A 21429-nucleotide genomic window follows, 5' to 3' on the forward strand; every position below is an offset into this window, starting at 1 on the left:
CTTAATCCGAGGGCAAGTTGGCCCTCGGATTTTCTATTCTATCTATATGGTTAAGTATGGATAGTCAAATATGGCAAGACGTCTTCTGTTGCTCTGTTACGGAATGCTAACTCTGGCTCGAATAGTCAGTTTAAATCAGTACTTTTTCAGCTTAATCTTCAACTTATGTTCTATTTCAAGCTATTTCTAACTCACTTGTTTCTAGTTAGAGACCTTTCCAACTTATGCCATATCTCTAGGTAACCTGTACAAATTAAGTCTTAAAATAACACAAAGATATTGTGCTATTTGTAACTAAGGCTTTTTGTGTCTGCTTTAAAAATCAACGAAAATTAAAAATTAGCGCTAAATTAGGTCGTTTTACGATCTAAATGACAGGGTGGTATAGCAAGTATGATTGATATCACAATCAAACCATCTCTCTGGTTGATTAATGAGCTTCAGACCACATTATTTTCACATCGTATTGTAATACAAAAATCATAAGGGTAAGAATATTGTAATGAAACGTTACTGCTATGAGCGATATGCAATTGAACGTTAGATTTCAAGCTCAGCTATAACGTGCCATATACAAACTGTACCTCTTACAAAAATGGATTCTGGAGAAGAACATGAAAAAACACCTACTGACGATTACAGCGGCATCAATTCTTATGGCATTTGGCGTTCAAGCAAAAACGTTGACTTTAGGGCATGCAATGTCATTAGAAAGCGCGGCTCACCAAGGGATGGTGATCATGGCTGATAAGGTTAAAGAAAAATCGAATGGTGACCTTACGATTAAGATCTTCCCAAACGGTCAACTAGGCTCTGAACGTGACCAAGCTGAGCAAGTTGTTACCGGTGCGATTGATATGGCTAAAATCAACGGTGGATTAGCAGAATCTTTTGAACCAACTTTTAAAGTTAATGCACTGCCTTTCTTATTCCGTGATGTTCCACACATGAGAACGTTCATGCGAAGTGAAGCTGCACAAGAGATGTTGCTTTCAAGTGAAGGTAAAGGCTTCATTGGTCTTACATTCTATGATTCAGGTACACGTAGCTTCTACGCTAAAAAAGCAATTAACTCACCTGCCGATCTTGCTGGCATGAAAGTTCGAGTCCCTGGTTCTCCAACCATGATGGAAATGGTGAACCTATTAGGTGGTAAAGCGACACCTGTCCCTTTTAATGAGGTTTACACAGCACTTCAGCAAGGCGTAATTGATGGTGCTGAAAACAATATTTCTAGTTTAGTTGAAATGAAACACAGTGAAGTCGCTAAATTTTATTCTATGGATCAGCACATGATGACACCTGATGTGATCATTATTTCAGAATATAAATGGGGTTCATTAACTGCAGAAGAGCAGAAAATCTTAAAAGAAGCAGCAGCAGAGTCTCTTGAAGAGCAGATTAAAATCTGGGACGCAACAGATGACATGAACAAAGAGAAAGGAATGAAAGAAGGCGTAACGTTTGTTGAAGTTGATAAAGCCCCTTTCCGCGCTGCTGTTAAACCTATGATTGATGAAGCGAAAAAAGATCCAAAACTAGCTCCATTCATTGAAAAAATTGAAGCTCTTTAATCAGTATTAGTGAAAATATAATTTTGCCTTGGCTTTGCTAAGGCAAAATTTTTTGAGGTATCACACCATGTTAGCAACTTTCAGAAACCTACTTGATAGGTTGATTCTTTTTGTCTCTTCTTTTGCATTAATGTTACTTGTCGTTACAGTTACTTGGCAGGTTTTTAGTCGTTATGTTTTGAATGACCCAAGCAACTGGACTGATGAACTTGCTCGTTATGCGATGGTTTGGCTTGGCTTATTAGGAGCAAGTTATTTATTCGGTATCAAAGGACACTTAGCAATAACGTTATTGGATGGTTATCTTAAGGGTAAAGCACATATCGCATTACAAGTACTTATCAATGTGATCTCTGGTTCGTTTGTCTCTTTAGCCATGCTTCAAGGTGGCATCGCTTTAATGGGAAGAACCACGCAACAACTCTCTCCAGCATTACAATTACCGATGTCGACGGTTTATTCAATATTGCCGATTTCAGCCGTTATTATCCTCATCTATTTGGTCATGAATACGTTTGATCTTTTTTGTGAACCCAACAAAAAGTAAGTTTTAAAAGGACTCTATATTATGGATTTGTCCATTGGTGTTTGGCTGTTAGGCCTATTCTTATTCATGATCGCGATAAGCATGCCGATTGCGATTGCAATTGCCATGTCATCTTTAACGATCATGTATTTCATTTTGCCGTTTGAAGTCGCCAGTATTACTGCGGGTCAAAAAATTATTACCGGTATTGATAGTTTCAGTTTATTAGCAATCCCTTTCTTTATCCTCGCTGGCAATATAATGAATGTGGGTGGTATCGCTAGTCGGCTTATCAACCTTGCAAAGCTCTTGGTTGGTTGGATCCCTGGCTCACTTTTTCACGTTAACATCTTTGCAAATATGATGTTTGGCGCTGTTTCAGGATCCGCCGTTGCAGCAGCAGCAGCAGTGGGTAAAACCTTAGGCCCTGAATTAGAAAAAGATGGTTATGATAAAAATTTAGCAACAGCAGTAAACGTTGCATCCTGCCCAGCAGGATTATTGATACCGCCGAGTAATTCATTGATCGTATTTTCAGTGGTATCGGGCGGAACATCTGTCGCGGCTCTGTTTATCGCGGGTTATGTCCCAGGTATTTTAATGGGCTTGAGCTGTATGGTCGTAGCCTATTTCATTGCTAAAAAGAAAGGCTACAAAACAAGTGCGAATGACGGCTTCACAACGAAAGATGTGTTGAATATTGTTTGGCAAGCAACGCCAAGCTTAGGGCTTATTGTTGTTGTTATTGGCGGTATTATTGGTGGTATATTCACTGCAACAGAAGGGGCATGTATAGCGGTTCTTTACTCTTTTATTCTGTCACTCTGTTACCGAACCCTCAAATGGGCGCATTTTCCGATAATCTGTAGAGAAACCGTTCAGGTCACGGGTATCATGCTGTTCTTGATTGGTGCTTCAACCATCATGTCATGGGCTATGGCTTTTACCGGTCTACCAACAATGATCAGTGATTGGATGCTCTCTATTTCAGATAATCCGATCATCATTTTTATCCTGATGAACTTGATTCTACTGATTGTGGGGATGTTTATGGATCTTACGCCTGCCGTATTGATCTTTACCCCTATCTTTATGCCGATTGCTGAACATTTAGGTATGCACCCAATTCACTTCGCGATGATGATTATCTTCAACTTATGTATTGGTATTGCAACGCCACCCGTTGGTACCGCGCTATTTGTAGGTTGTAGTGTCAGTGGATCCAAGATTGAGAATGTTATAAGAAGTATCATGCCGTTTTGTGCCGTATTGATCGTCACATTGCTGGCTATTACGTTCATTCCTGAAATTAGTTTAGCGTTGCCTCGCGCATTTGGTTTAATAAACTAATGGCAGATAATAAATAGTGACAGTTCTATACCGAAAGTTAACGAGTGATTTTCAGGGACTGCTGATTATTTAAAATTAAAAAACCGCCTTCAATGAAGGCGGTTTTATTTATTAAAAGACATCATTGTTAATTTGCTTAACTTACGATTAAGCCGATTGGCTTTTAATTAAGCTTGTTGCTTCTTTAGCTCAGCTTCTTGTACTTCGTCTTCGATCAGAGAGTCAACGATGACTGCACATGCTGCATCACCAGTGATGTTCAGAGCAGTACGGATCATGTCGAAGATACGGTCTAGAGCGAACAACAGAGGTAGACCTTCGATAGGGATACCAGCCGCTAGAAGAACCGCAACTACTAGGAAAGAAGGACCTGGAACACCGGCTTGACCAACTGCGCCTAACGTAGAGGTTACGATGATAGCAACGTAAGCACCCATAGACAGGTCGATGTTGAACAGCTGTGCGAAGAAGATAGCAACTAGGCCGTAGTAAATTGCGTTACCAGACATGTTGATCGTCGCACCTAGAGGAAGAACGAATGAAGCCGTTGAGTTACGAACGCCAAGTTCCTTCTCTACCGTTTCCATTGTTACTGGTAGTGTCGCCATTGAAGAGGCTGTTGATAGTGCAACCGCTTGAGGCTTCTTCATTGCAACGAGGAACTTCTTCGCAGAAGTCTTAGTGAAGATTTGAATCATCAGTGGGTAAGCCACAAAGCCGAAGATCAGAATCGCAGCGATGTACACGACGAAAAGTTTGAACACAACCATTAGTGCGCCAAAACCGAATGTACCAACTGCTTCTGCCATTAGGCCGAATACGCCAAGTGGTGCAATGATCATAACCTTGTTGATCATCCAAACCATAGCGTCAACAATCGCGTTTACGCCATTGATGATTGGGTCACGTTTCTCTTTTGCTTGTTTAGAAATCGCAATACCAAAGAACAAGCAGAAAACTAGGATTTGCAGAATGTTTGCTTCATTCAGTGATTGGAAAACGTTGGTAGGGATCATGCCAGTGATGGTTGCCCAGAACGTTGGAAGTTCGCCCTTCGCAGCGTATTCAGAAGAGAACATGCCTTCAACGCCAGTCACATCGATACCACGACCTGGTTCGAATATTTCACCCATAACAAGTGCTAGTGCTACAGCAAGTGCAGATGTTAGTGCAAAGTAACCCAGTGTAGTTACACCAACTTTACCTGCAGATGAGCTATTGCCTAAGCCAGCAGCGCCTGAAATTAGTGCAACTGCTACTAGAGGGATAACGAGCATCTTGATCAAATTGATGAAGATAGCACCCAGTGGAGCGAACATTGTTGCACTCTCACCCATCATCGCTCCGACTAGGGTACCGATGATCATTGCAATAACGACTTGAACGCCGATGTTGCTTAGTAAACTCTTTTCTTTTAACACTTCCATAACCTCTGTGCTACTAAATATAAAAATCCCAGAACTACCCACCAATGTACGATGTACCATTGGCGAATTATTTCGTGAAGAGTTTTACACGTATCCTTTACATTTATCAATATGAGCGGATGTGAAAGTCTATCAAAAAGCAGTAATCAAATGTCACTTGATGATTTTTTGCACTAAGGCAAACGATTGCTTTTTAGTTTGCCATTATTTTTTATAAATAATAGTGATGTTTTGGTGAGGTGTTATAGATGTGCTACAGGTTTGTATGAAGTGTTGTTTTTAGCATAAATTTAACAATTTAGAGGGTTTGGGCGTGTTCTCGGAGAAAAACTCCCACAGCGCAAATTATCGCACTAGTGGGAGTCTATTTATTATTTTTGCGTCGCAGCTTTCATTGGTGTAACAAATTCAGCTAATGCTTTTAGCATTTCTTCAGGTTGTTCTACGTTACTCTCAATGATTTTCACGACAGCTGAGCCAGAGATGGCACCGGCAGCGCCTGCTTCAATGGCTTCTTTTACTTGCTCTGGTGCCGAGATACCGAAACCAAGCAATGCTGGTGGCGCGTCAAACTTGTTCAAGCGGTCAAGCAGCGCCGTTACTGGCATGTTTGCCTTTGTTTCAGCACCAGTTACGCCTGAGCGAGAAAGTAGGTAAGTGTAACCACCACCTAACTCAGATACTGACTGAAGTGTTTCATCGCTTGCTGTTGGCGGAGCAATAAAGATTGGGTGAATACCAAACTTCTTCGCTGCAGCAACAAACTCTCCGCTTTCGTTGGTTGGTACATCAGCAATCAATACTGAATCGATACCTGCTTTTGCGCAGCGTTCGTAAAAATTTTCTATACCACGTGCGTAAACCAAGTTCGCGTACATCAGTAGGCCGATTGGTAGCTCTGGGTATTTAGCGCGAATTTGACCAATAAGATCAAAACACACATCTGGCGTTACTTTAGAATCTAAAGCACGAATGTTTGCGCCTTGGATTGTTGGGCCATCAGCAAGTGGATCTGAGAATGGAATACCAAGCTCAAGTGCATCAGCACCCGCTTCAACGAGTGTTTCCATGATCTTAAGAGACTGCTCAGGATTAGGATCGCCAACCGTTACGAATGGTACAAATGCGCCCTGATTCTTTTCAGCTAAGCGAGTGAAGAGTGATTGATAGCGATCCATTATAATGCTCCTTTCTCTTTAAGAATGTCGTGTACGGAGAAAATGTCTTTGTCACCACGACCAGATAGATTAACCACTAATAGCTGTTCTTTCTCTGGGTCGTCGTGAGCCATTTTAACAGCATGAGCCACAGCATGAGATGACTCTAGCGCTGCGATAATACCTTCTTTACGTGCAATCAATTGGAACGCTTCTAGCGCTTCGTCATCGGTCACGTTGTCGTATTCAGCACGGCCTATGGCATTTAGGTGCGCGTGTTGAGGACCAACTGATGGGAAATCTAGACCCGCAGAAACAGAGTAAGACTCTTCTACTTGGCCGTTCTCATCTTGCATCAATGGTGCTTTCATACCAAAGAAGATACCCGTTTTACCGTGCTTAAGTGGCGCGCCGTGTTGGTCGGTATCAATACCTTTACCAGCAGGCTCAACACCGATTAGGCGAACAGACTCTTCTTCAATGAAATCAGCGAACATGCCGATAGCGTTTGAACCACCGCCGACACAAGCGATAACGGCATCAGGAAGGCGACCTTCACGAGCTAGAATTTGGTTCTTCGTTTCTTCACCGATCATGCGTTGGAAATCACGAACAATCGTTGGGAATGGGTGCGGGCCAGCCGCAGTACCCAGCAGGTAGTGAGCGTCTTCATAAGTTGCTGACCAGTCACGTAGCGCTTCGTTACATGCATCTTTTAGCGTTGAAGAACCAGAATGAACAGGGATAACCTCTGCGCCCATCAGCTTCATACGGAATACGTTCGGGCTCTGACGTTCAACGTCTTTTGCACCCATGTAAACGCGACACTTAAGGCCTAACAGAGCACACGCTAGAGCTGTTGCAACGCCGTGTTGGCCTGCGCCTGTTTCAGCAATGATTTCTTGCTTACCCATACGTTTTGCTAGCAATGCTTGGCCAAGAACTTGGTTTGTCTTGTGAGCACCGCCGTGAAGTAGATCTTCACGCTTTAGGTACAGTTTAGTTTTTGTACCTTTAGTCAGGTTACGCGTTAGCGTTAGTGCCGTTGGACGACCTGCGTACTCTTGCAGAAGCGTCATGAATTCACTGCGGAACTCAGGATCGGCTTGTGCATCGATAAATGCTTGTTCTAGTTGGTCTAGTGCTGGCACTAGGATCTGCGGTACGTATTGACCACCGTATTCACCGAAGTAGGCATCGAGTTTAGCCATTGTGTTATTCCTTCAATTCTATTGATGTGTATTCACACCAAGACATTTAATCTTGTTTGAGCTTCGCTAAAGCAAAGCTCACAAATATGTTTTTAGTTTCTGCTTTCTAATTCCTAGAGCCGAGCTTGGACTAGTAATTACGAATCGCTGCAAAGGCGTGTTGCAGTTTGTCTGCGTCTTTTTTACCCGGAGCGGATTCAACGCCAGAGTTGAGGTCTAATCCTAAACAGCCCAACTTAGCCGCTTGGTTAGCATTTTCTGGGTTTAGGCCACCCGCCAACATGATTGCGCTTTGGTTGTTGATCAGGCTCCAATCGAACGCTTGACCTGTACCACCTGTTTGAGAACCCACTTTAGTATCTAGCAGGTGACGAGTCACGTTGCTTTCCAGTAATTCTGGTAATGCGCTCTCAGCGCCGCAAGCCACACCGTAAGCTTTCCAAATCTCAACGTTTTCAGGCAGTGATTGTTTTAGCTCATTAACATACGCTTGAGACTCATCACCGTGCAGTTGTACTGCAAACAAACCGAGCTCAGAAACCGTGTTAGTAACATCTGCCACGCTGTGGTTTTGGAACACACCCACGTAGTTCAATGGCGCGCCGCTCATCGTTAAACGAGCCGCTTCGATATCCACATGACGCTTAGACGCTTCAACGAAAATCAGACCACCGAATACTGCACCTGCTTGATACGCTTTGGCAGAATTGTCAGAGTGAGTTAAACCACACACCTTGTTTTCGCCCAGCGTTACTTTACGAACGGCCAGTTCAAGGTTCTTTTCAGCCATCAGAGAGCTGCCGATTAGGAAGCCGTCTGCAAATGTTGAAAGGTCACGAACTTGTTGATGTGTGTAGATGCCAGACTCTGAAATCACGACTGCGTTTGGAGCCAGTTCGCGAATCAGCGGAGCCAACTCTTTAGTACGGTTCAGATCCGTCGAAAGGTCACGTAGGTTACGGTTATTAATGCCGATCACCTTAGCGTTTAGAGCCACAGCACGGTGAAGTTCTTCTTCGTTACTGACTTCAGTAAGCACACCCATGTTGAGTGAGTGAGCGACGTCAGCAAGTGCTTTGTATTCTTCGTCATCCAATACCGATAGCATTAGCAAAATTGCGTCAGCTGAGTAGTGACGAGCTAAGTAGACTTGGTAGGTATCAACCATGAAGTCTTTACACAGGATAGGTTGCTTAGCAATGCTACGAACCTTAGGTAAAAACTCGAAGTCACCTTGGAAGTATTTCTCGTCTGTCAGCACTGAAATTGCGTTTGCGTGGTTGTTGTAAACCGATGCAATGTAGTCCAAATCAAACTCGTCACGGATTAAACCTTTTGACGGTGATGCCTTCTTACATTCAGTGATGAAAACAGTTTGCTCGCCGCTCAGAGCATCATAAAAGCTGCGGTCTGTTGCAGTTAGTGACGCTTTAAACTCGTCCAATGGTTGAGTCTGCTTACGCGCTTCAACCCATAGGTATTTATCACGAACGATTTTTGCTAATACTTCCGCCATTTCAGCTTCTTTGACTGAAACGTGGGTCGACAACTTATCGGTAGTCTGTGTCATGTTCTTTGTCTCAACTCCGTCGTTCATTAGGCGTGTGCAGCAAGCTTTTGTACAAGCTCGTATGCTTTGCCAGAGTTCATTGCGTCAATCGCTTGCTGTGCATTAGCTTTTAGATCTTCGTGACCAAATAGGCGCATCAGCAGAGCAACGTTCACGGCTACTGCACCAACTTGAGCTTCAGTGCCTTTACCCGTAAGGATATCTGTTGTGATGGCTTTGTTCTCTTCTGGCTCGCCGCCCTTGATAGCTTCAAGAGGGTGAGTGTTTAAACCAAAATCTGCCGGTGTCACTGTGTATTCGTGAATTGCACCATCTTTGATTTCAGCAACGATGGTTTCGCCGTGAATCGCTACTTCATCAAGTCCGCTACCGTGAACAACCGCCGCGCGCTTCATGCCCATTTGCAGCATGGTTTCCGCGATAGGGCGTACAAGCTCTTTGCTGTAAACACCCATTAGCTCGATGTTAGGGCGAGCAGGGTTAATCAGTGGGCCAAGGATGTTGAAGATAGTACGTGTTTTCATGGTTTGGCGAACAGGCATCGCGTGACGCACGCCACCGTGGTATTGCGGAGCAAATAGGAATGCGACGCCAAGTTCATCGACAGCCGTACGCGTGTCTTCCGCAGTCATTGCTAGGTTGATGCCAAACGAATCCAGTAGGTCAGAAGAGCCTGATTTGCTCGATACACTGCGGTTACCGTGCTTCGCGACTTTTAGGCCACAAGCGGCTGCAACGAATGCTGAAGTCGTCGAAATGTTAATGGTGTTATGACCGTCGCCACCTGTACCTACGATGTCTGCAAAATCGTAATCAGGGCGTGGAAACGGGTTTGCATTGGCAAGCAGTGCTTTCGCCGCGCCAGCAATTTCGTCTGGCGTCTCGCCTTTGATTTTAAGTGCAGTCAGTGCAGAAGCCATCAGGATTGGATCGAGCTCACCCTTGATGATCACATCAAATAACTGTTGGCTTTCTTCTTGAGTAAGAGACTGCTGTTCGTAAAGTTTATTAATCTGTTCCATGATCGTTTCCTATATCGTCTTTTTCTCAAGAGCCCATTCGATAGCGTTCGCAAGAAGCGTTGCACCGTAAGTTGTCATAATTGATTCAGGGTGGAATTGGAATCCACACACCTTGTCTTGTTCTTGAACCACAGACATGACCAAATCATCGACTTCAGCGGTCACTGTTAGGCTATCGGATACATGCGTTGCCACCAAAGAGTGGTAGCGAGCGATAGCCAGCGGCGAAGGTAAGCCTTGGTAAGTCGCATGGTTTTGGTGTTCCATCATCGACACCTTACCATGAATGATTTCGCCTGCGCCTGCAACGGTGCCACCATAGGCTTCAACAATCGCTTGGTGGCCTAAACAAATACCAATCATTGGCACTTTGCCTTTTAGTCGCTGAATCAGCTCAGGCATGCAGCCCGCATCAGCCGGAGCGCCAGGGCCTGGCGAAAGCAGTGCAACAGGGTTGTCTAGTTCGTTGATCGCCGCTTCAACTACTTTTGCAGGAATGTTGTTACGGTAAATTTTCACACTGTGACCTAATGAACGAAACTGGTCTACAAGGTTGTAAGTGAACGAATCGAAGTTATCGATGAATACAATATCAGCCATGATTACGACTCCTTCTTACTTGCTAGGTTTTTAGTATGAGCTGCTTGAATCGCAGATATGACCGCTTGAGCTTTGCCGCGAGTTTCGTCAGCTTCTGCTTGTGGGTCAGAGTCGAACACCACGCCCGCGCCTGCTTGTACTTGTGCCATGCCATCTTCAACGTAAGCAGAGCGAATTACGATACAAGTATCTAAAGTACCTTCGCCGGTTAGGTAACCGACTGCACCGCCGTAGCTACCACGGCGCGTTTTTTCTACGTCACGAATAAGCTGCATTGCACGGATTTTTGGTGCGCCCGTTAGCGTACCCATGTTCATACAAGCTTGGTAAGCGTGTAGGGCATCTAAATCTTCACGTAGCTGACCTACAACACGAGAAACCAAGTGCATCACATGGCTGTAGCGGTCAACTTTTAGCAAGTCTGCTACGTGGCGAGTGCCTGCTTCAGCAATACGAGCCACATCGTTACGCGCTAGGTCTACTAGCATCATGTGTTCTGCGTTTTCTTTCTTGTCGGTGCGCAGTTCAAGCTCAATACGGCTGTCTAGATCGAAATCGATTTGGCCATTCGGGCGCTTACCGCGGCGACGAGTACCAGCAATTGGGTAAATTTCGATTTGGTTGGTTTCAGTTTCGTATTTCAGCGCACTTTCTGGAGAAGCGCCGAACAGAGTAAACAGCTCATCTTGCATGTAGAACATGTAAGGGCTTGGGTTGCTTTGCTTAAGCTCTTTGTAAGCTGCCAGTGGAGCAGGGCAAGGCAGCGTAAAGCGGCGTGAAGGTACTACTTGGAATACATCGCCTTTTACTACGTACTCTTTTAGGTCACGAACCGTTTGGCAGAAGTCTTCATCTGAAACGCTTGGTACAGCGTCAACGTTGTTGAGCGGTGTTACTTCTGTGATGGCTTTCAGTGATTGACACTGAGTTTGAATTTCGGCTAAGCGCTCAGTTAGCCGTACTTTGATGCTGTCATCTTGAGCGAACAAGCTCGCATGAAGTAGGCCTTCGTTCTCTTGATGGTCGAAACGCAATAGTGTTTCAGCTACGTAGAAGACAAAGTCAGGACAATTGTTGGTTGCTTCAGCATCACCTAGCGGTTCAAAGTTCGCCACGATGTCATAAGCGAATAAGCCCGCCATGAATAGTGCGTGTTTGTTATCTGCGTCTTGCTCAAAGCTGTGCTGCACTAAACGTAGAGCATCGAATGAAGAGGCTTCTCTTAAACGTGAGTCTTCATCTACTTCGTTGCTTGGCTCGATAAAAGTCAGCGTCAAAACGTTATCAGTCAGGTCAGATTTAATTTCTGCTTTCACATTTTGAGTTAGGTGTTCGATAAGCGCTTGACCGTTTTCAGTCAATGCTTGAAAGGTTACTTCATGTCCGCGACATACGATGCGAACAGCAGAGTCGATAAGGAGTAGGCTTGTCAGGTTCTGTTTAGATTCAATCTCAGCAGATTCCAACAACAGACTGTCTGTTTTGTTTTCACACAAAGTATGAAAAACGCTGGTTGGATCTTGCGAGTAAGGAACTGAAGAATTGATGACCTCAATGGTTCCCAGCTTTTTGATTTCAATGGCCTTGTTCACAAGACCTCCTTTATGATTCTTTAAATTTCCTGTCGTACATAGTCGCATAAAGATACTGTTCACCCAATCTAGAATATGGTCAATTCGTTGATTTGTTAGTCAGTTGAATGTGAGATGTTCGACAAATTAAAAAGCCCGCTATGAAAGCGGGCTTAGTGATAACTTTTTTATAAACAAACTGTTTAACTAGAAGTACACGTTAGCCCACCAAGAACTTGTCCAAGTGCGCCACCAATTAAGCTCTGAACTTGCTTCTATTGAAGAAAGTTCTAAAACTTTATCTTTATGGTTTTGGTTAAATTCTTGTAACATAGTGAACCTATCAAATGTGATACTTCGTATTTGTGTACTAGTTAACTAGTTTTGCGCTTGCAGGTCAAGTGCATTGACACAAATATAACGATAAAAATTGAAAACAATGAAAAAGAATATATGAGAATTGATCTACATAGTCATACAACAGCCTCAGATGGCCGACTTACCCCTCCTGAGCTGATTGACCGAGCGTTAGGCTTTAACATCGAAGCGTTAGCGATTACAGATCATGACACGACTGATGGGCTTGCAGAAGCACGCAGCTATATTGCTAATAACAATCTTCCTATTCAGTTGATTAACGGCATCGAGATTTCAACGGTTTGGCAAAATAAGGATATCCATATTGTTGGGTTAAATGTCGATCCTGAGTCAACAGAGTTGAAAGCACTCATTGACCAACAAAAGCAACATCGTATTGGACGTGCGGAGATGATTGCTCAGCGCCTTGAGAAAGCGACCCAAGAAGGGGTTCTCGATGAGGTTAAGTTGATTGCTGGTGATGCGCCGATTACTCGCGCTCACTTTGCTAAGTGGCTAGTTGATAACGGTTATGCGAAAACCATGCAGCAGGTGTTTAAAAAGTTTCTAACTCGCAATAACCCAGGCTACGTGCCGCCAACTTGGTGCTCTATGAGCGATGCTGTCACGGCAATTCATGCAGCCGGCGGACAGGCTGTATTAGCACACCCTGCGCGATATGGCCTTACAGCAAAGTGGGTTAAGCGTTTGTTAGCCGCATTTGTTGAAGCAAAAGGTGACGCTATGGAAGTAGCTCAACCTCAACAAGCACAACAAGAAAGACGCACACTTGCGGATTATGCTATACAATACAAACTATTAGCCTCCCAAGGCAGCGACTTCCATTATCCATCCCCGTGGATGGAACTTGGACGTAATCTCTGGCTACCTTCTGGGGTCGAAGAAGTATGGAAAGATTGGGAGTTTCAAACGGTTCCACCATCTGATACCGATGACAGTATTTAGGTGAACCAGCTCCTTCTGATGATAGAGTCGAGAGATTCGATAACGAGGATCAACAATGAGCCAGTTTTTTTATGTACATCCAGATAACCCACAAGCACGCTTAATTACCCAAGCGGTTGCGATTATTCGCAATGGCGGTGTGGTGGTTTATCCAACAGATTCCGGCTATGCGCTGGGCTGTCAGCTTGAAAATAAACAAGCACTTGAACGTATCTGTAAGATCCGTCGAATCGATGACAAACACAATTTCACGTTGTTATGCCGTGATCTTTCTGAATTGTCTCTGTACGCACGAGTAGATAACGTCGCATTCCGCCTGCTTAAGGCGCATACGCCCGGTGCTTACACGTTTATTTTTAAAGCAACCAAAGAAGTGCCAAAGCGTCTGATGAACGCCAAGCGTAAAACGATTGGGATTCGTGTCCCAGACAACAAGATTGCACTCGACTTGTTGGAAGCGATGGGCGAGCCATTGATGTCGACGTCACTGATTCTTCCGGGGAACGAGACAACTGAATCGGACCCTGAAGAAATTCGTGACAGCCTAGAGCATGCGGTTGATGTCATTTTGAATGGCGGTTACTTAGGTGAGCAACCAACCACAGTTATTGACTTCAGCGACGATGACGCCGTTGTTTTACGTCGTGGTGCCGGCGATCCAGCACCGTTTGAATAATAGCGTTACTGATTAACAGTCTGTAACGAAACAGCAAACTTGCTTGAGTAAATAACAAGTGCTTTTTGGCAGGTTATTTGCGATAATACGCGACCGCGATTTGGTCGCGAAAAAATTCATTCGACGTCTGTGAAGACGACAATTAGGTAGAAAAGAGTAAATGAGCGAAAAATTACAGAAGGTTTTAGCGCGAGCTGGTCACGGTTCTCGTCGTGAACTAGAAGGTTTAATCAAATCTGGTCGTGTAAGTGTTAACGGTCAAGTTGCGAAACTGGGCGAGCGTCTTGAAGACGAGAACTCAGTGATTCGTATCGATGGTCACACTATTACTGGTAAAGCTTCTGAAGAAGTAGTTTGTCGTGTGCTGGCTTACTACAAGCCAGAAGGTGAGCTGTGTACTCGTCACGATCCTGAAGGTCGCCGTACTGTTTTCGATCGTCTACCTAAGATCCGTGGTTCTCGTTGGATTTCAGTTGGTCGTCTTGATGCAAACACATCGGGTCTTTTGCTTTTCACTACTGATGGTGAACTTGCAAACCGCCTAATGCACCCAAGCCGTCAGGTTGAACGTGAATACCTAGTACGTGTATTTGGTGAAGTGAACGAGCAGAAGGTTAAGAACCTTGTGCGCGGCGTTGAACTAGAAGATGGCATGGCTCGTTTCGAAGATGTGGTTTACGCTGGTGGTGAAGGTATGAACCATACTTTCTACGTAGCGATTAACGAAGGTCGTAACCGCGAGGTTCGTCGTCTTTGGGAATCACAAGAAACGACAGTAAGCCGTCTAAAACGTGTACGTTACGGTGATATCTACCTTGATAAGAAACTGCCTCGCGGCGGTTGGAAAGAGCTAGACCTTGAAGAAGTTAACTACCTACGTCAGTTGGTTGAGCTAAATCCAGAGAAAGAAACATTGTTGGATCTTGATCCTTCAAATACTTCTCGTAAGCGTGAGCGTTCTCGTAGCCAAAAAATTCGTCGTGCTGTTAAGCGTCACGAAGAGCGTGCAAATGCACCAAAAGGCCGTAGTAACCAGACTAAGCGTAAGAAGCCTGCAACTCGCGGTACTACAACTCCAGAATCAGGTCGTAGCACTCCAACAGCAAGCAAAGGCAAGCCTCAGACTAACAAGAGCAAGCCTAAATTGAACAATGGACGTCCGGCTAAACCAGCTAAGCCAAGAACACGTCAGTAATTACGCAAGTAGTTACTTCAGTTTTTAAGCTTAAAGCTTTATTAGTTGAAAATACTGAATACTAAAAAACCTGCTCATTGAGCAGGTTTTTTTACGTCTAGAAGAAATAAAAGATGCGGGATGCGAGTAATCGAGTAGAGAAAAGCGCAGAAGTAATCGACAGCAATTGTGCTTTGCGCCTTGCGCTTTTCTTGCGTGAAGCTACAAATCTCTTCGTATCTCGTTCTATTTACTTGTGATTCGAGAAGTTATCGCCTTTCGCCAATCGGTCGTAGAGCACAACATTCACAGAGGCCGCTAGATTCATGCAGCCGTTAGTTGGAACGTAAATCGTGTCACGACAGAAATCGGTGATCTCTTTCTTTAGCGTGCCGTCTTCTGGACCAAAAATGTAAAACGCGCGTGGTGGGTGCTTGTAATCAGGCAGAGGCTTAGCACCTTCAATCAGATCAACAGCAACAGGCACGCAGCCTACTGGAATAATATCTTTTAGCTCTTCAACACCAATTAAAGGCAACGCTAGGTGCTTTTCTTTGGTATCTGTGTGGAATTTTCGCGCATGGTCGTAACGTGTGCCGGTGTAAAACACAGAGTTGGCGCCGTAGCAGCCAGCCGCTCGCATAACTGAGCCTACGTTTTCAGGTGTCTTTGGGTTAACTAGGCCAATGCAGGCGTAGCCTTTTGATTGTGTGTCTGTTTTTGCTTTGGTCATAATCAGTGAATCTAAAGTTGATGATGAAAGTGAGTAATCACGATGGGAGATAGCGTGATAAAAATAGCCGAGCAATCGGCTCGGCTAACTTTTAACTCGCTTACATGAATACTTGTTTACTCATGCAGATGAGCGTCGACAGTGGTATTAGTCGCGTTTCCACAGCATGTGACAGAACTTATGTTCTGGGTCACGGCTGATTAGCATGCGAGCAAATACATCGTCTAGAACGTCATCAGCTTCATTCACAAGACCAATGCGCACTTCAGCGTAGATTTCTTTGTCGACTTCAAAGCCAACATGTTCAACCCAATCATCGCCAGTTTCAACAAGTTCTGCAGCGCCACGATCTTCAAACTGCGCTGTGAATAGAATCACGTCTGCAGGTTCAAGATTGTCAGGTGCCATCTCTAGAAAGATGTCATATGCAGTATCAATTGCATCGTCGTAAGACATAAGGTCGTTAGCTTCGGTCATAATAAGTATCTTAGCTTGCGCGGTTCATGTATTTACGTTCAGCGGTGTTCACTACAACTTTGTCGCCAGTCGCGATGTATTCAGGAACTTGAACAGTAAGGCCGGTAGATAAACGAGCTGGTTTAGTACGAGCTGAAGCAGACGCGCCTTTGATTGAAGGGTCAGTTTCTTCGATCACTAGTTCAACTGAAGAAGGAAGCTCAAGAGTAGCTGCGTTACCATCGATAAGAATAGCGTACATACCTTGCGTTTCTTCATTGATGAACAGCAGTTCGTCTTCGATCATTTCACCGTTGAAGATGAATTGTGTGTAATCTTCGTTATCCATGAAGATGTACTCGTTGCCATCAACGTAAGAGAACATCACTGCACGCTTAGTCACGTCGATAGTTTCAACGATTTCGTCAGCCTTGTGACGAACTTCTGTTTTAACGCCAGTTGCTACATCGTGACCTCGGAAGCGGTAAATCTTTTGACCACCACGGCCACCTGGTGTTGTTACTTCGATATCTTTTACGAGTATTGTTTTACCATCAACATTGATCGCAAAACCTTTTTTAATCTCACTTGCTCTAGGCATTTTGTGTTTGTCCTTATTGGGTCTATCCGGTGATTATATCTCGTAGACGCTATAAATAGGAATAGCTTGAATCATAAAGTCACCTAAGCGATCATAGAGAGACAGTTAAATCATTATTTTATTTACCGAAACGACCTATGCAGCTACCTGTTATTGACCCAACACAGCCTTTTCAACCTGAATTCCAACCTGTGGTTAACGATCTGATTACCTTTCTAAAAGGTGGGTTAGGTTCTAATCTACACAGTGTCTATATTTATGGCAGTGTAGCGCGTAAGCAAGCCGTCGTCGGTCGGTCGAACCTTGATGTTGTTGTGGTTACTCATCGTCCTTTCCCAGACCAACGAACCACGTTGTTAAACACCATTAAGTGGCGTTTTCAAAAGAGCTTCCCTCAGGTCACACAAGTGGCGATCAAAACCACCTTGGTGAGCGAGATCGTTGATTTCGACAACATATTCACATGGGGCTTTATGCTGAAACATTTAGCTGTGTGCGTGCATGGTGAAGACTTATCGGATTGTTATGGTGATTTTGAAACAAGTTGGGAAATCGCTAAGCACTGGAATATGGATGCGGAAAACTGGTTAGCGGTGTATCGCAATAAGATCGCCCGAGCAACAACGCCAGAACAACAAGTGGCCGCGCAAGTGGTCATTGCTAAAAAGCTACTGCGAGCGAGTTATTCTTTGGTGATGTATCGTGACAAATATTGGTTCGATGACCCAATAGAGTGTGGTCAACAGTTCTTGAAGTATCACCCAGATAAAGACGTCGAAATCCACAGGTTAGGCATTTTACTTTCTGGTAAACCGATTCCTAAACGTTCGGTAATAGGGATTCTTGATGGTTTTGGGGAATGGCTGGTTAAGCAATATCAAAAAACTGAGTTTCGTATCGGATAGAGATTAGTAACCTCCCAATGAATACTAAAAAGCAGAGTGGGCTGAGTAACACAGCACTTCTCTGCTTTTTTGCTTCAATGACCACTTTGGAAGAGGATTCAATCTAGAACAGACCTAGCTGCTGCCCGCTAACTCTTTCAAAATCCAGTCCTATAAACGGCAAAATTGCTTCTGCAACCGGTTTGATTTGTTTGTCGATATAGTGCTGATAATCGATGCCACTTTTTAAATACTCTTTGGGCTCAGGACCACTCATAGTAATCAAATACTCAATACGTCCTTTGTTTTGGTATTGAAGAGGGCGACCAAGCTGAGCATTGATCTCGTCTGCTAATCTTGCTGCGCGAACCTGTGGTGGAATGTTCTTTTGGTATTCGTGTAATTTGCGGCGTAAGCGCTTTTGGTACACCAGTAAATCATCGTGTTTACCAGCAGAGGTTTCATCGACAAATTGTCTGATATAGTCCGTTGGGTCTTGATCGTTAAATACCATTTCATACAAAGTTTGTTGGAATTGCTGCGCGAGAGGTGTCCAATCGGTTCGCGCACTTTCAAGCCCTTTGAAGATGATCTTCTCTTGGTCGCCTTGATTGATCAAGCCTGCATAACGTTTCTTCGACCCTGTCTCAGAGCCTCTAATGGTCGGCATAAGAAACTTGCGATAGTGAGTCTCGTATTCTAATTCGAGTATAGAAGTCAGGTTGTAGGTTTCTTTTAAGTGATTCGTCCACCAATCGTTGATGTAAGCCGCTAATTCATGGCCAATCTCGTCGGCTTGCTGTTGGTCATAACTGCCATTCAGAGACACGAAGGTTGAATCGGTGTCACCGTAGATAACTTGATAGCCTTTGTCTTCAATCAGAACTTTGGTTTGTTTCATGATTTCATGACCACGCATGGTAATGGATGACGCCAGGCGAGTATCGAAGAAGCGACAACCTGAAGACCCCAACACTCCATAAAATGAATTCATGATGATCTTAATCGCTTGAGAAAATGCTTTTTCGTTGTTCTTCTTAGCCACATCACGTGCTGCCCATAGGTTCTCAATCATTTCTGGCAGAAAGTGTTTAGAACGGTGGAACTGACCACCTCTAAAACCTTCGACCGCTTGGTTTTCTCCTGGGCCTAGTTCCAGCTTTAACCCTTCAATCAGCCCCATAGGGTCAATCAAGAAAGAGCGGATGATTGATGGATACAGGCTTTTAAAGTCGAGAACTAAAACTGAGTCGTACAGGTTGGGAATCGAATCCATCACATAACCGCCGGGACTCGCAATCCAGTTCTCCGGCTCTAAGTTAGGCGCGACATACCCCGCTCTGTGTATCTGAGGCATGTACAAATTGGTAAATGCTGCCACTGAGCCACCAACACGATCCAGCTCTACACCGGTTAATCGAGAACGCTCAATCGCGAAGTCGAGTAGGTGAGTGTGTTCAAAGATGCGGTTTACGAGCACACAGTCTTGAAGGTTGTACTTGGCGAGTGAAGGTTTATCGAATTTAAACATCCGATTGATCTCATCCATGCGATCGTGAACGTTATGGATGTCTTTGCCTTCACCAAGTAGCTCTTGGGATACAGATTCAAGAGACCAAGAGCGAAAGTGATAGGTTGCCGTTTTTAGCATATCGATGCCATCTAGGACAACGCGCCCGGGAATGGTAATAAAGCCTTGCTGGTTTTGTGCAGAACTGCGAAAGAAGCTTGGTTGGTTGTCTCTACCAATAGTGAGTTTTACCTCATTCCATTCAGCTCGTTTGTGCAGAAGCCTAAAATCGAAGTCGATGACATTCCAACCAATGATGATGTCAGGATCAAACTCCGAGAACCAAGCTATCATCGCTTCAAGCAGCACTTTTTCGTTGACAACCCATTGGATGTTGGTGTCTGCTTCTTGTGGTTCGCCGACCATGATGACTCGGCTGTCCATCGGGCTGTCTAAGCCAATGGAATAAAGCACGCCTTTTTCTGAGCATTCAATATCAAGTGACACTACTGACAAGTTAGGTAAGTAATCGCCTGATCTACACTTTGCATTAGAAACTCTACGATGTTTGTTCTTTTGGATGGCAGCCCCAGTAAACTCGATACTTCCTTTGATAAAGCGTTCCATCAAATATCGGTCAGCCAATCGAACATCACTTTCAAAAGTCTGGATTTCGTCGTTGTGAAAGGCTTGCGCTAAACCGAAGCTACTTCTCGATAAAGAGGTATAACACGCGGCCAGAGGCGTTTGCTCAAAAGTGGCCAATTCTAGTAGTTTAAATTGGCAGTCAATAGCTTCTTTAGTCGCAATCGCCTGACATGCTTGCACGTCAGATTGAGCGACAAAGAACACAGGTTTTTCATTTTGAATCGTCAGCAAAGTAGGGCCTTGGGGAGTACTTAGCCATAAATCGATTTGAGTACGCCCTGAAAAGTCTCTTGCTTGTCTTGTGAGTACGAATCCTTGCTGAATATCCAATGTAGTAACCTATTGAAATGGGGAGTCGAATACTACCATTTAGCTATCCTTTACGCACAATAGACGGCAGAAATAGTCACTAAATTCTAGTTAATCGTTGTAAATAACGGGACTCTATAAGCAAATAACCGAAATTGTCGCGAATGGTGATTTAATGTTATTGAAAATATCTTTGTCTTGTGTAATTTTATTGGGTGTTGTCTTAACTAGTTGATTTTAACCAAAAGCTTATTGTTTTAGTTGGCTTATTTATAAATAAGTACTTGCTAAAGTTCGTGTTTCAGCACATATTCAACAGAGCTTTTTTTTACTAATTAAGTTAAGATGTACTTGATGCTGCGATCCACTGTTCCTTTGTTTAATTGTTTCAAACAGATGAAACGACACAGTGGTTGCAGAGCCAATTAATAGTGTGGAGATACAAGTTTGATAAATGTTTTCCTTGTAGATGATCACGAGCTGGTTCGCACAGGGATACGACGTATTATTGAAGACGTCCGTGGAATGAACGTAGCAGGGGAAGCTGAAAGCGGTGAAGATGCTGCAAAATGGTGTCGTACTAACAATACTGACGTTATTTTGATGGATATGAATATGCCTGGTATTGGTGGCTTAGAAGCAACCAAGAAGATCTTGCGTTTCAACCCTGATATTAAAATCATCGTTTTAACTGTTCATACGGAAAATCCGTTTCCAACTAAAGTGATGCAAGCTGGAGCTGCAGGTTACCTTACTAAAGGTGCAGGTCCGGATGAAATGGTAAATGCTATTCGAATGGTCAACAGTGGCCAACGATACATTTCACCAGAAATTGCGCAGCAGATGGCTTTGAGCCAATTCTCGCCTGCGTCTGAAAATCCATTCGCAGACTTATCTGAACGTGAACTTCAAATCATGATGATGATTACCAAAGGTCAGAAAGTGACGGATATTTCGGAACAACTCAATCTAAGTCCTAAAACAGTTAACAGCTACCGCTACCGTTTGTTCAGCAAACTGGATATCAGTGGTGATGTAGAGTTGACGCATTTAGCGATTAGACATGGAATGTTAGACACTGAGACCCTTTAACACTGAGATCGTATA

Annotated in this window: 20 protein-coding genes and 1 other annotated feature; of the genes, 8 read left to right on the forward strand and 12 right to left on the reverse strand. The window is 44.0% G+C overall.

Annotation, left to right across the window (positions count from 1 at the left end; all coding sequences use genetic code 11):
- Nucleotides 1–614 precede the first annotated feature (614 nt).
- From SJY39_RS07220 to SJY39_RS07230, 3 genes are all read left to right on the forward strand, one after another.
- A complete protein-coding gene (locus tag SJY39_RS07220) occupies nt 615–1574 on the forward strand; it encodes a TRAP transporter substrate-binding protein (RefSeq protein ID WP_010438019.1) in 960 nt (319 codons plus the stop codon).
- Between the two features lie 67 nt (nt 1575–1641).
- The gene (locus tag SJY39_RS07225) at nt 1642–2121 is read left to right on the forward strand and encodes a TRAP transporter small permease (RefSeq protein WP_010438022.1); all 480 of its coding nucleotides are present in this window, start codon (nt 1642–1644) and stop codon (nt 2119–2121) included.
- Between the two features lie 21 nt (nt 2122–2142).
- Nucleotides 2143–3450, forward strand: coding sequence for a TRAP transporter large permease (locus SJY39_RS07230; RefSeq protein WP_010438025.1), 1308 nt, complete (start codon nt 2143–2145; stop codon nt 3448–3450).
- Between the two features lie 167 nt (nt 3451–3617).
- Here SJY39_RS07230 and SJY39_RS07235 read toward each other — a convergent pair whose 3' ends face one another.
- From SJY39_RS07235 to SJY39_RS07270, 8 genes are all read right to left on the reverse strand, one after another.
- Nucleotides 3618–4937 (reverse strand): dicarboxylate/amino acid:cation symporter, encoded by a 1320-nt coding sequence (locus tag SJY39_RS07235; protein WP_371956731.1) that lies wholly within the window; start codon nt 4935–4937, stop codon nt 3618–3620.
- A 311-nt stretch (nt 4938–5248) separates the two neighbouring features.
- Nucleotides 5249–6055, reverse strand: coding sequence for a tryptophan synthase subunit alpha (gene trpA, locus SJY39_RS07240; protein WP_016783868.1), 807 nt, complete (start codon nt 6053–6055; stop codon nt 5249–5251).
- Nucleotides 6055–7245, reverse strand: a complete 1191-nt coding sequence (gene trpB / locus SJY39_RS07245) for a tryptophan synthase subunit beta (RefSeq protein ID WP_010438034.1) — start codon at nt 7243–7245, stop codon at nt 6055–6057. Before trpB ends, trpA begins: the two co-directional genes overlap by 1 nt.
- 130 nt (nt 7246–7375) lie before the next feature.
- Entirely contained in the window at nt 7376–8815 is a 1440-nt protein-coding gene (gene trpCF / locus SJY39_RS07250; RefSeq protein WP_032546071.1) for a bifunctional indole-3-glycerol-phosphate synthase TrpC/phosphoribosylanthranilate isomerase TrpF, read from the reverse strand.
- Between the two features lie 26 nt (nt 8816–8841).
- Nucleotides 8842–9837: an anthranilate phosphoribosyltransferase gene (gene trpD / locus SJY39_RS07255; RefSeq protein WP_012604340.1), complete on the reverse strand. Its 996-nt coding sequence runs from the start codon at nt 9835–9837 to the stop codon at nt 8842–8844.
- 9 nt (nt 9838–9846) lie between these two features.
- Nucleotides 9847–10437: an aminodeoxychorismate/anthranilate synthase component II gene (locus SJY39_RS07260; RefSeq protein ID WP_016792961.1), complete on the reverse strand. Its 591-nt coding sequence runs from the start codon at nt 10435–10437 to the stop codon at nt 9847–9849.
- 2 nt (nt 10438–10439) lie between these two features.
- Nucleotides 10440–12029 carry an anthranilate synthase component 1 gene (locus SJY39_RS07265; protein WP_010438042.1) on the reverse strand — a complete coding sequence of 530 codons (1590 nt, stop codon included), beginning with the start codon at nt 12027–12029 and terminating at the stop codon, nt 10440–10442.
- 125 nt (nt 12030–12154) lie between these two features.
- Nucleotides 12155–12269, reverse strand: a sequence feature (Trp leader region).
- Complete coding sequence (locus SJY39_RS07270; RefSeq protein WP_004729790.1) at nt 12216–12341, reverse strand: trp operon leader peptide; 126 nt, start codon at nt 12339–12341, stop codon at nt 12216–12218. (Overlaps the previous feature by 54 nt.)
- 120 nt (nt 12342–12461) lie before the next feature.
- Between SJY39_RS07270 and SJY39_RS07275 the strand changes: the two genes are divergently transcribed.
- From SJY39_RS07275 to rluB, 3 genes are all read left to right on the forward strand, one after another.
- Nucleotides 12462–13331, forward strand: a complete 870-nt coding sequence (locus SJY39_RS07275; protein ID WP_016792960.1) for a PHP domain-containing protein — start codon at nt 12462–12464, stop codon at nt 13329–13331.
- A 55-nt stretch (nt 13332–13386) separates the two neighbouring features.
- Complete coding sequence (locus tag SJY39_RS07280; RefSeq protein WP_009848751.1) at nt 13387–14007, forward strand: L-threonylcarbamoyladenylate synthase; 621 nt, start codon at nt 13387–13389, stop codon at nt 14005–14007.
- Nucleotides 14008–14167: 160 nt separating this feature from the next.
- Nucleotides 14168–15202 (forward strand): 23S rRNA pseudouridine(2605) synthase RluB, encoded by a 1035-nt coding sequence (rluB, locus tag SJY39_RS07285; RefSeq protein WP_016768368.1) that lies wholly within the window; start codon nt 14168–14170, stop codon nt 15200–15202.
- Nucleotides 15203–15431: 229 nt separating this feature from the next.
- Here the strand turns inward: rluB and SJY39_RS07290 are convergent, their stop codons facing one another.
- The 3 genes from SJY39_RS07290 to yeiP form a co-directional block, all read right to left on the reverse strand.
- Entirely contained in the window at nt 15432–15914 is a 483-nt protein-coding gene (locus SJY39_RS07290; protein WP_010438051.1) for an RNA methyltransferase, read from the reverse strand.
- A gap of 147 nt (nt 15915–16061) precedes the next feature.
- Nucleotides 16062–16391 (reverse strand): HI1450 family dsDNA-mimic protein, encoded by a 330-nt coding sequence (locus tag SJY39_RS07295; protein WP_004741258.1) that lies wholly within the window; start codon nt 16389–16391, stop codon nt 16062–16064.
- A 10-nt stretch (nt 16392–16401) separates the two neighbouring features.
- The gene (gene yeiP / locus SJY39_RS07300) at nt 16402–16971 is read right to left on the reverse strand and encodes an elongation factor P-like protein YeiP (protein ID WP_010438058.1); all 570 of its coding nucleotides are present in this window, start codon (nt 16969–16971) and stop codon (nt 16402–16404) included.
- A 137-nt stretch (nt 16972–17108) separates the two neighbouring features.
- Here yeiP and SJY39_RS07305 point away from each other — a divergent pair, with 137 nt between their 5' ends.
- Entirely contained in the window at nt 17109–17876 is a 768-nt protein-coding gene (locus SJY39_RS07305; RefSeq protein WP_016768367.1) for a hypothetical protein, read from the forward strand.
- Nucleotides 17877–17979: 103 nt separating this feature from the next.
- Here SJY39_RS07305 and SJY39_RS07310 read toward each other — a convergent pair whose 3' ends face one another.
- Complete coding sequence (locus SJY39_RS07310) at nt 17980–20343, reverse strand: DNA polymerase II (protein WP_016789267.1); 2364 nt, start codon at nt 20341–20343, stop codon at nt 17980–17982.
- A gap of 426 nt (nt 20344–20769) precedes the next feature.
- Here SJY39_RS07310 and uvrY point away from each other — a divergent pair, with 426 nt between their 5' ends.
- The gene (gene uvrY / locus SJY39_RS07315) at nt 20770–21414 is read left to right on the forward strand and encodes a UvrY/SirA/GacA family response regulator transcription factor (protein WP_010438064.1); all 645 of its coding nucleotides are present in this window, start codon (nt 20770–20772) and stop codon (nt 21412–21414) included.
- Nucleotides 21415–21429 lie beyond the last annotated feature (15 nt).

Source organism: Vibrio sp. R78045, assembly GCF_042466085.1.
Taxonomy (GTDB): Bacteria; Pseudomonadota; Gammaproteobacteria; order Enterobacterales; family Vibrionaceae; genus Vibrio; species Vibrio cyclitrophicus.

Coding starts and splice junctions, on each gene's coding strand:
- SJY39_RS07220 (WP_010438019.1), top strand. CDS start 615: ATGAAAAAACACCTACTGACGATTACAGCGGCATCAATTCTTATGGCA.
- SJY39_RS07225 (WP_010438022.1), top strand. CDS start 1,642: ATGTTAGCAACTTTCAGAAACCTACTTGATAGGTTGATTCTTTTTGTC.
- SJY39_RS07230 (WP_010438025.1), top strand. CDS start 2,143: ATGGATTTGTCCATTGGTGTTTGGCTGTTAGGCCTATTCTTATTCATG.
- SJY39_RS07235 (WP_371956731.1), bottom strand. CDS start 4,937: ATGGTACATCGTACATTGGTGGGTAGTTCTGGGATTTTTATATTTAGT.
- trpA (WP_016783868.1), bottom strand. CDS start 6,055: ATGGATCGCTATCAATCACTCTTCACTCGCTTAGCTGAAAAGAATCAG.
- trpB (WP_010438034.1), bottom strand. CDS start 7,245: ATGGCTAAACTCGATGCCTACTTCGGTGAATACGGTGGTCAATACGTA.
- trpCF (WP_032546071.1), bottom strand. CDS start 8,815: ATGACACAGACTACCGATAAGTTGTCGACCCACGTTTCAGTCAAAGAA.
- trpD (WP_012604340.1), bottom strand. CDS start 9,837: ATGGAACAGATTAATAAACTTTACGAACAGCAGTCTCTTACTCAAGAA.
- SJY39_RS07260 (WP_016792961.1), bottom strand. CDS start 10,437: ATGGCTGATATTGTATTCATCGATAACTTCGATTCGTTCACTTACAAC.
- SJY39_RS07270 (WP_004729790.1), bottom strand. CDS start 12,341: ATGTTACAAGAATTTAACCAAAACCATAAAGATAAAGTTTTAGAACTT.
- SJY39_RS07275 (WP_016792960.1), top strand. CDS start 12,462: ATGAGAATTGATCTACATAGTCATACAACAGCCTCAGATGGCCGACTT.
- SJY39_RS07280 (WP_009848751.1), top strand. CDS start 13,387: ATGAGCCAGTTTTTTTATGTACATCCAGATAACCCACAAGCACGCTTA.
- rluB (WP_016768368.1), top strand. CDS start 14,168: ATGAGCGAAAAATTACAGAAGGTTTTAGCGCGAGCTGGTCACGGTTCT.
- SJY39_RS07290 (WP_010438051.1), bottom strand. CDS start 15,914: ATGACCAAAGCAAAAACAGACACACAATCAAAAGGCTACGCCTGCATT.
- SJY39_RS07295 (WP_004741258.1), bottom strand. CDS start 16,391: ATGACCGAAGCTAACGACCTTATGTCTTACGACGATGCAATTGATACT.
- yeiP (WP_010438058.1), bottom strand. CDS start 16,971: ATGCCTAGAGCAAGTGAGATTAAAAAAGGTTTTGCGATCAATGTTGAT.
- SJY39_RS07305 (WP_016768367.1), top strand. CDS start 17,109: ATGCAGCTACCTGTTATTGACCCAACACAGCCTTTTCAACCTGAATTC.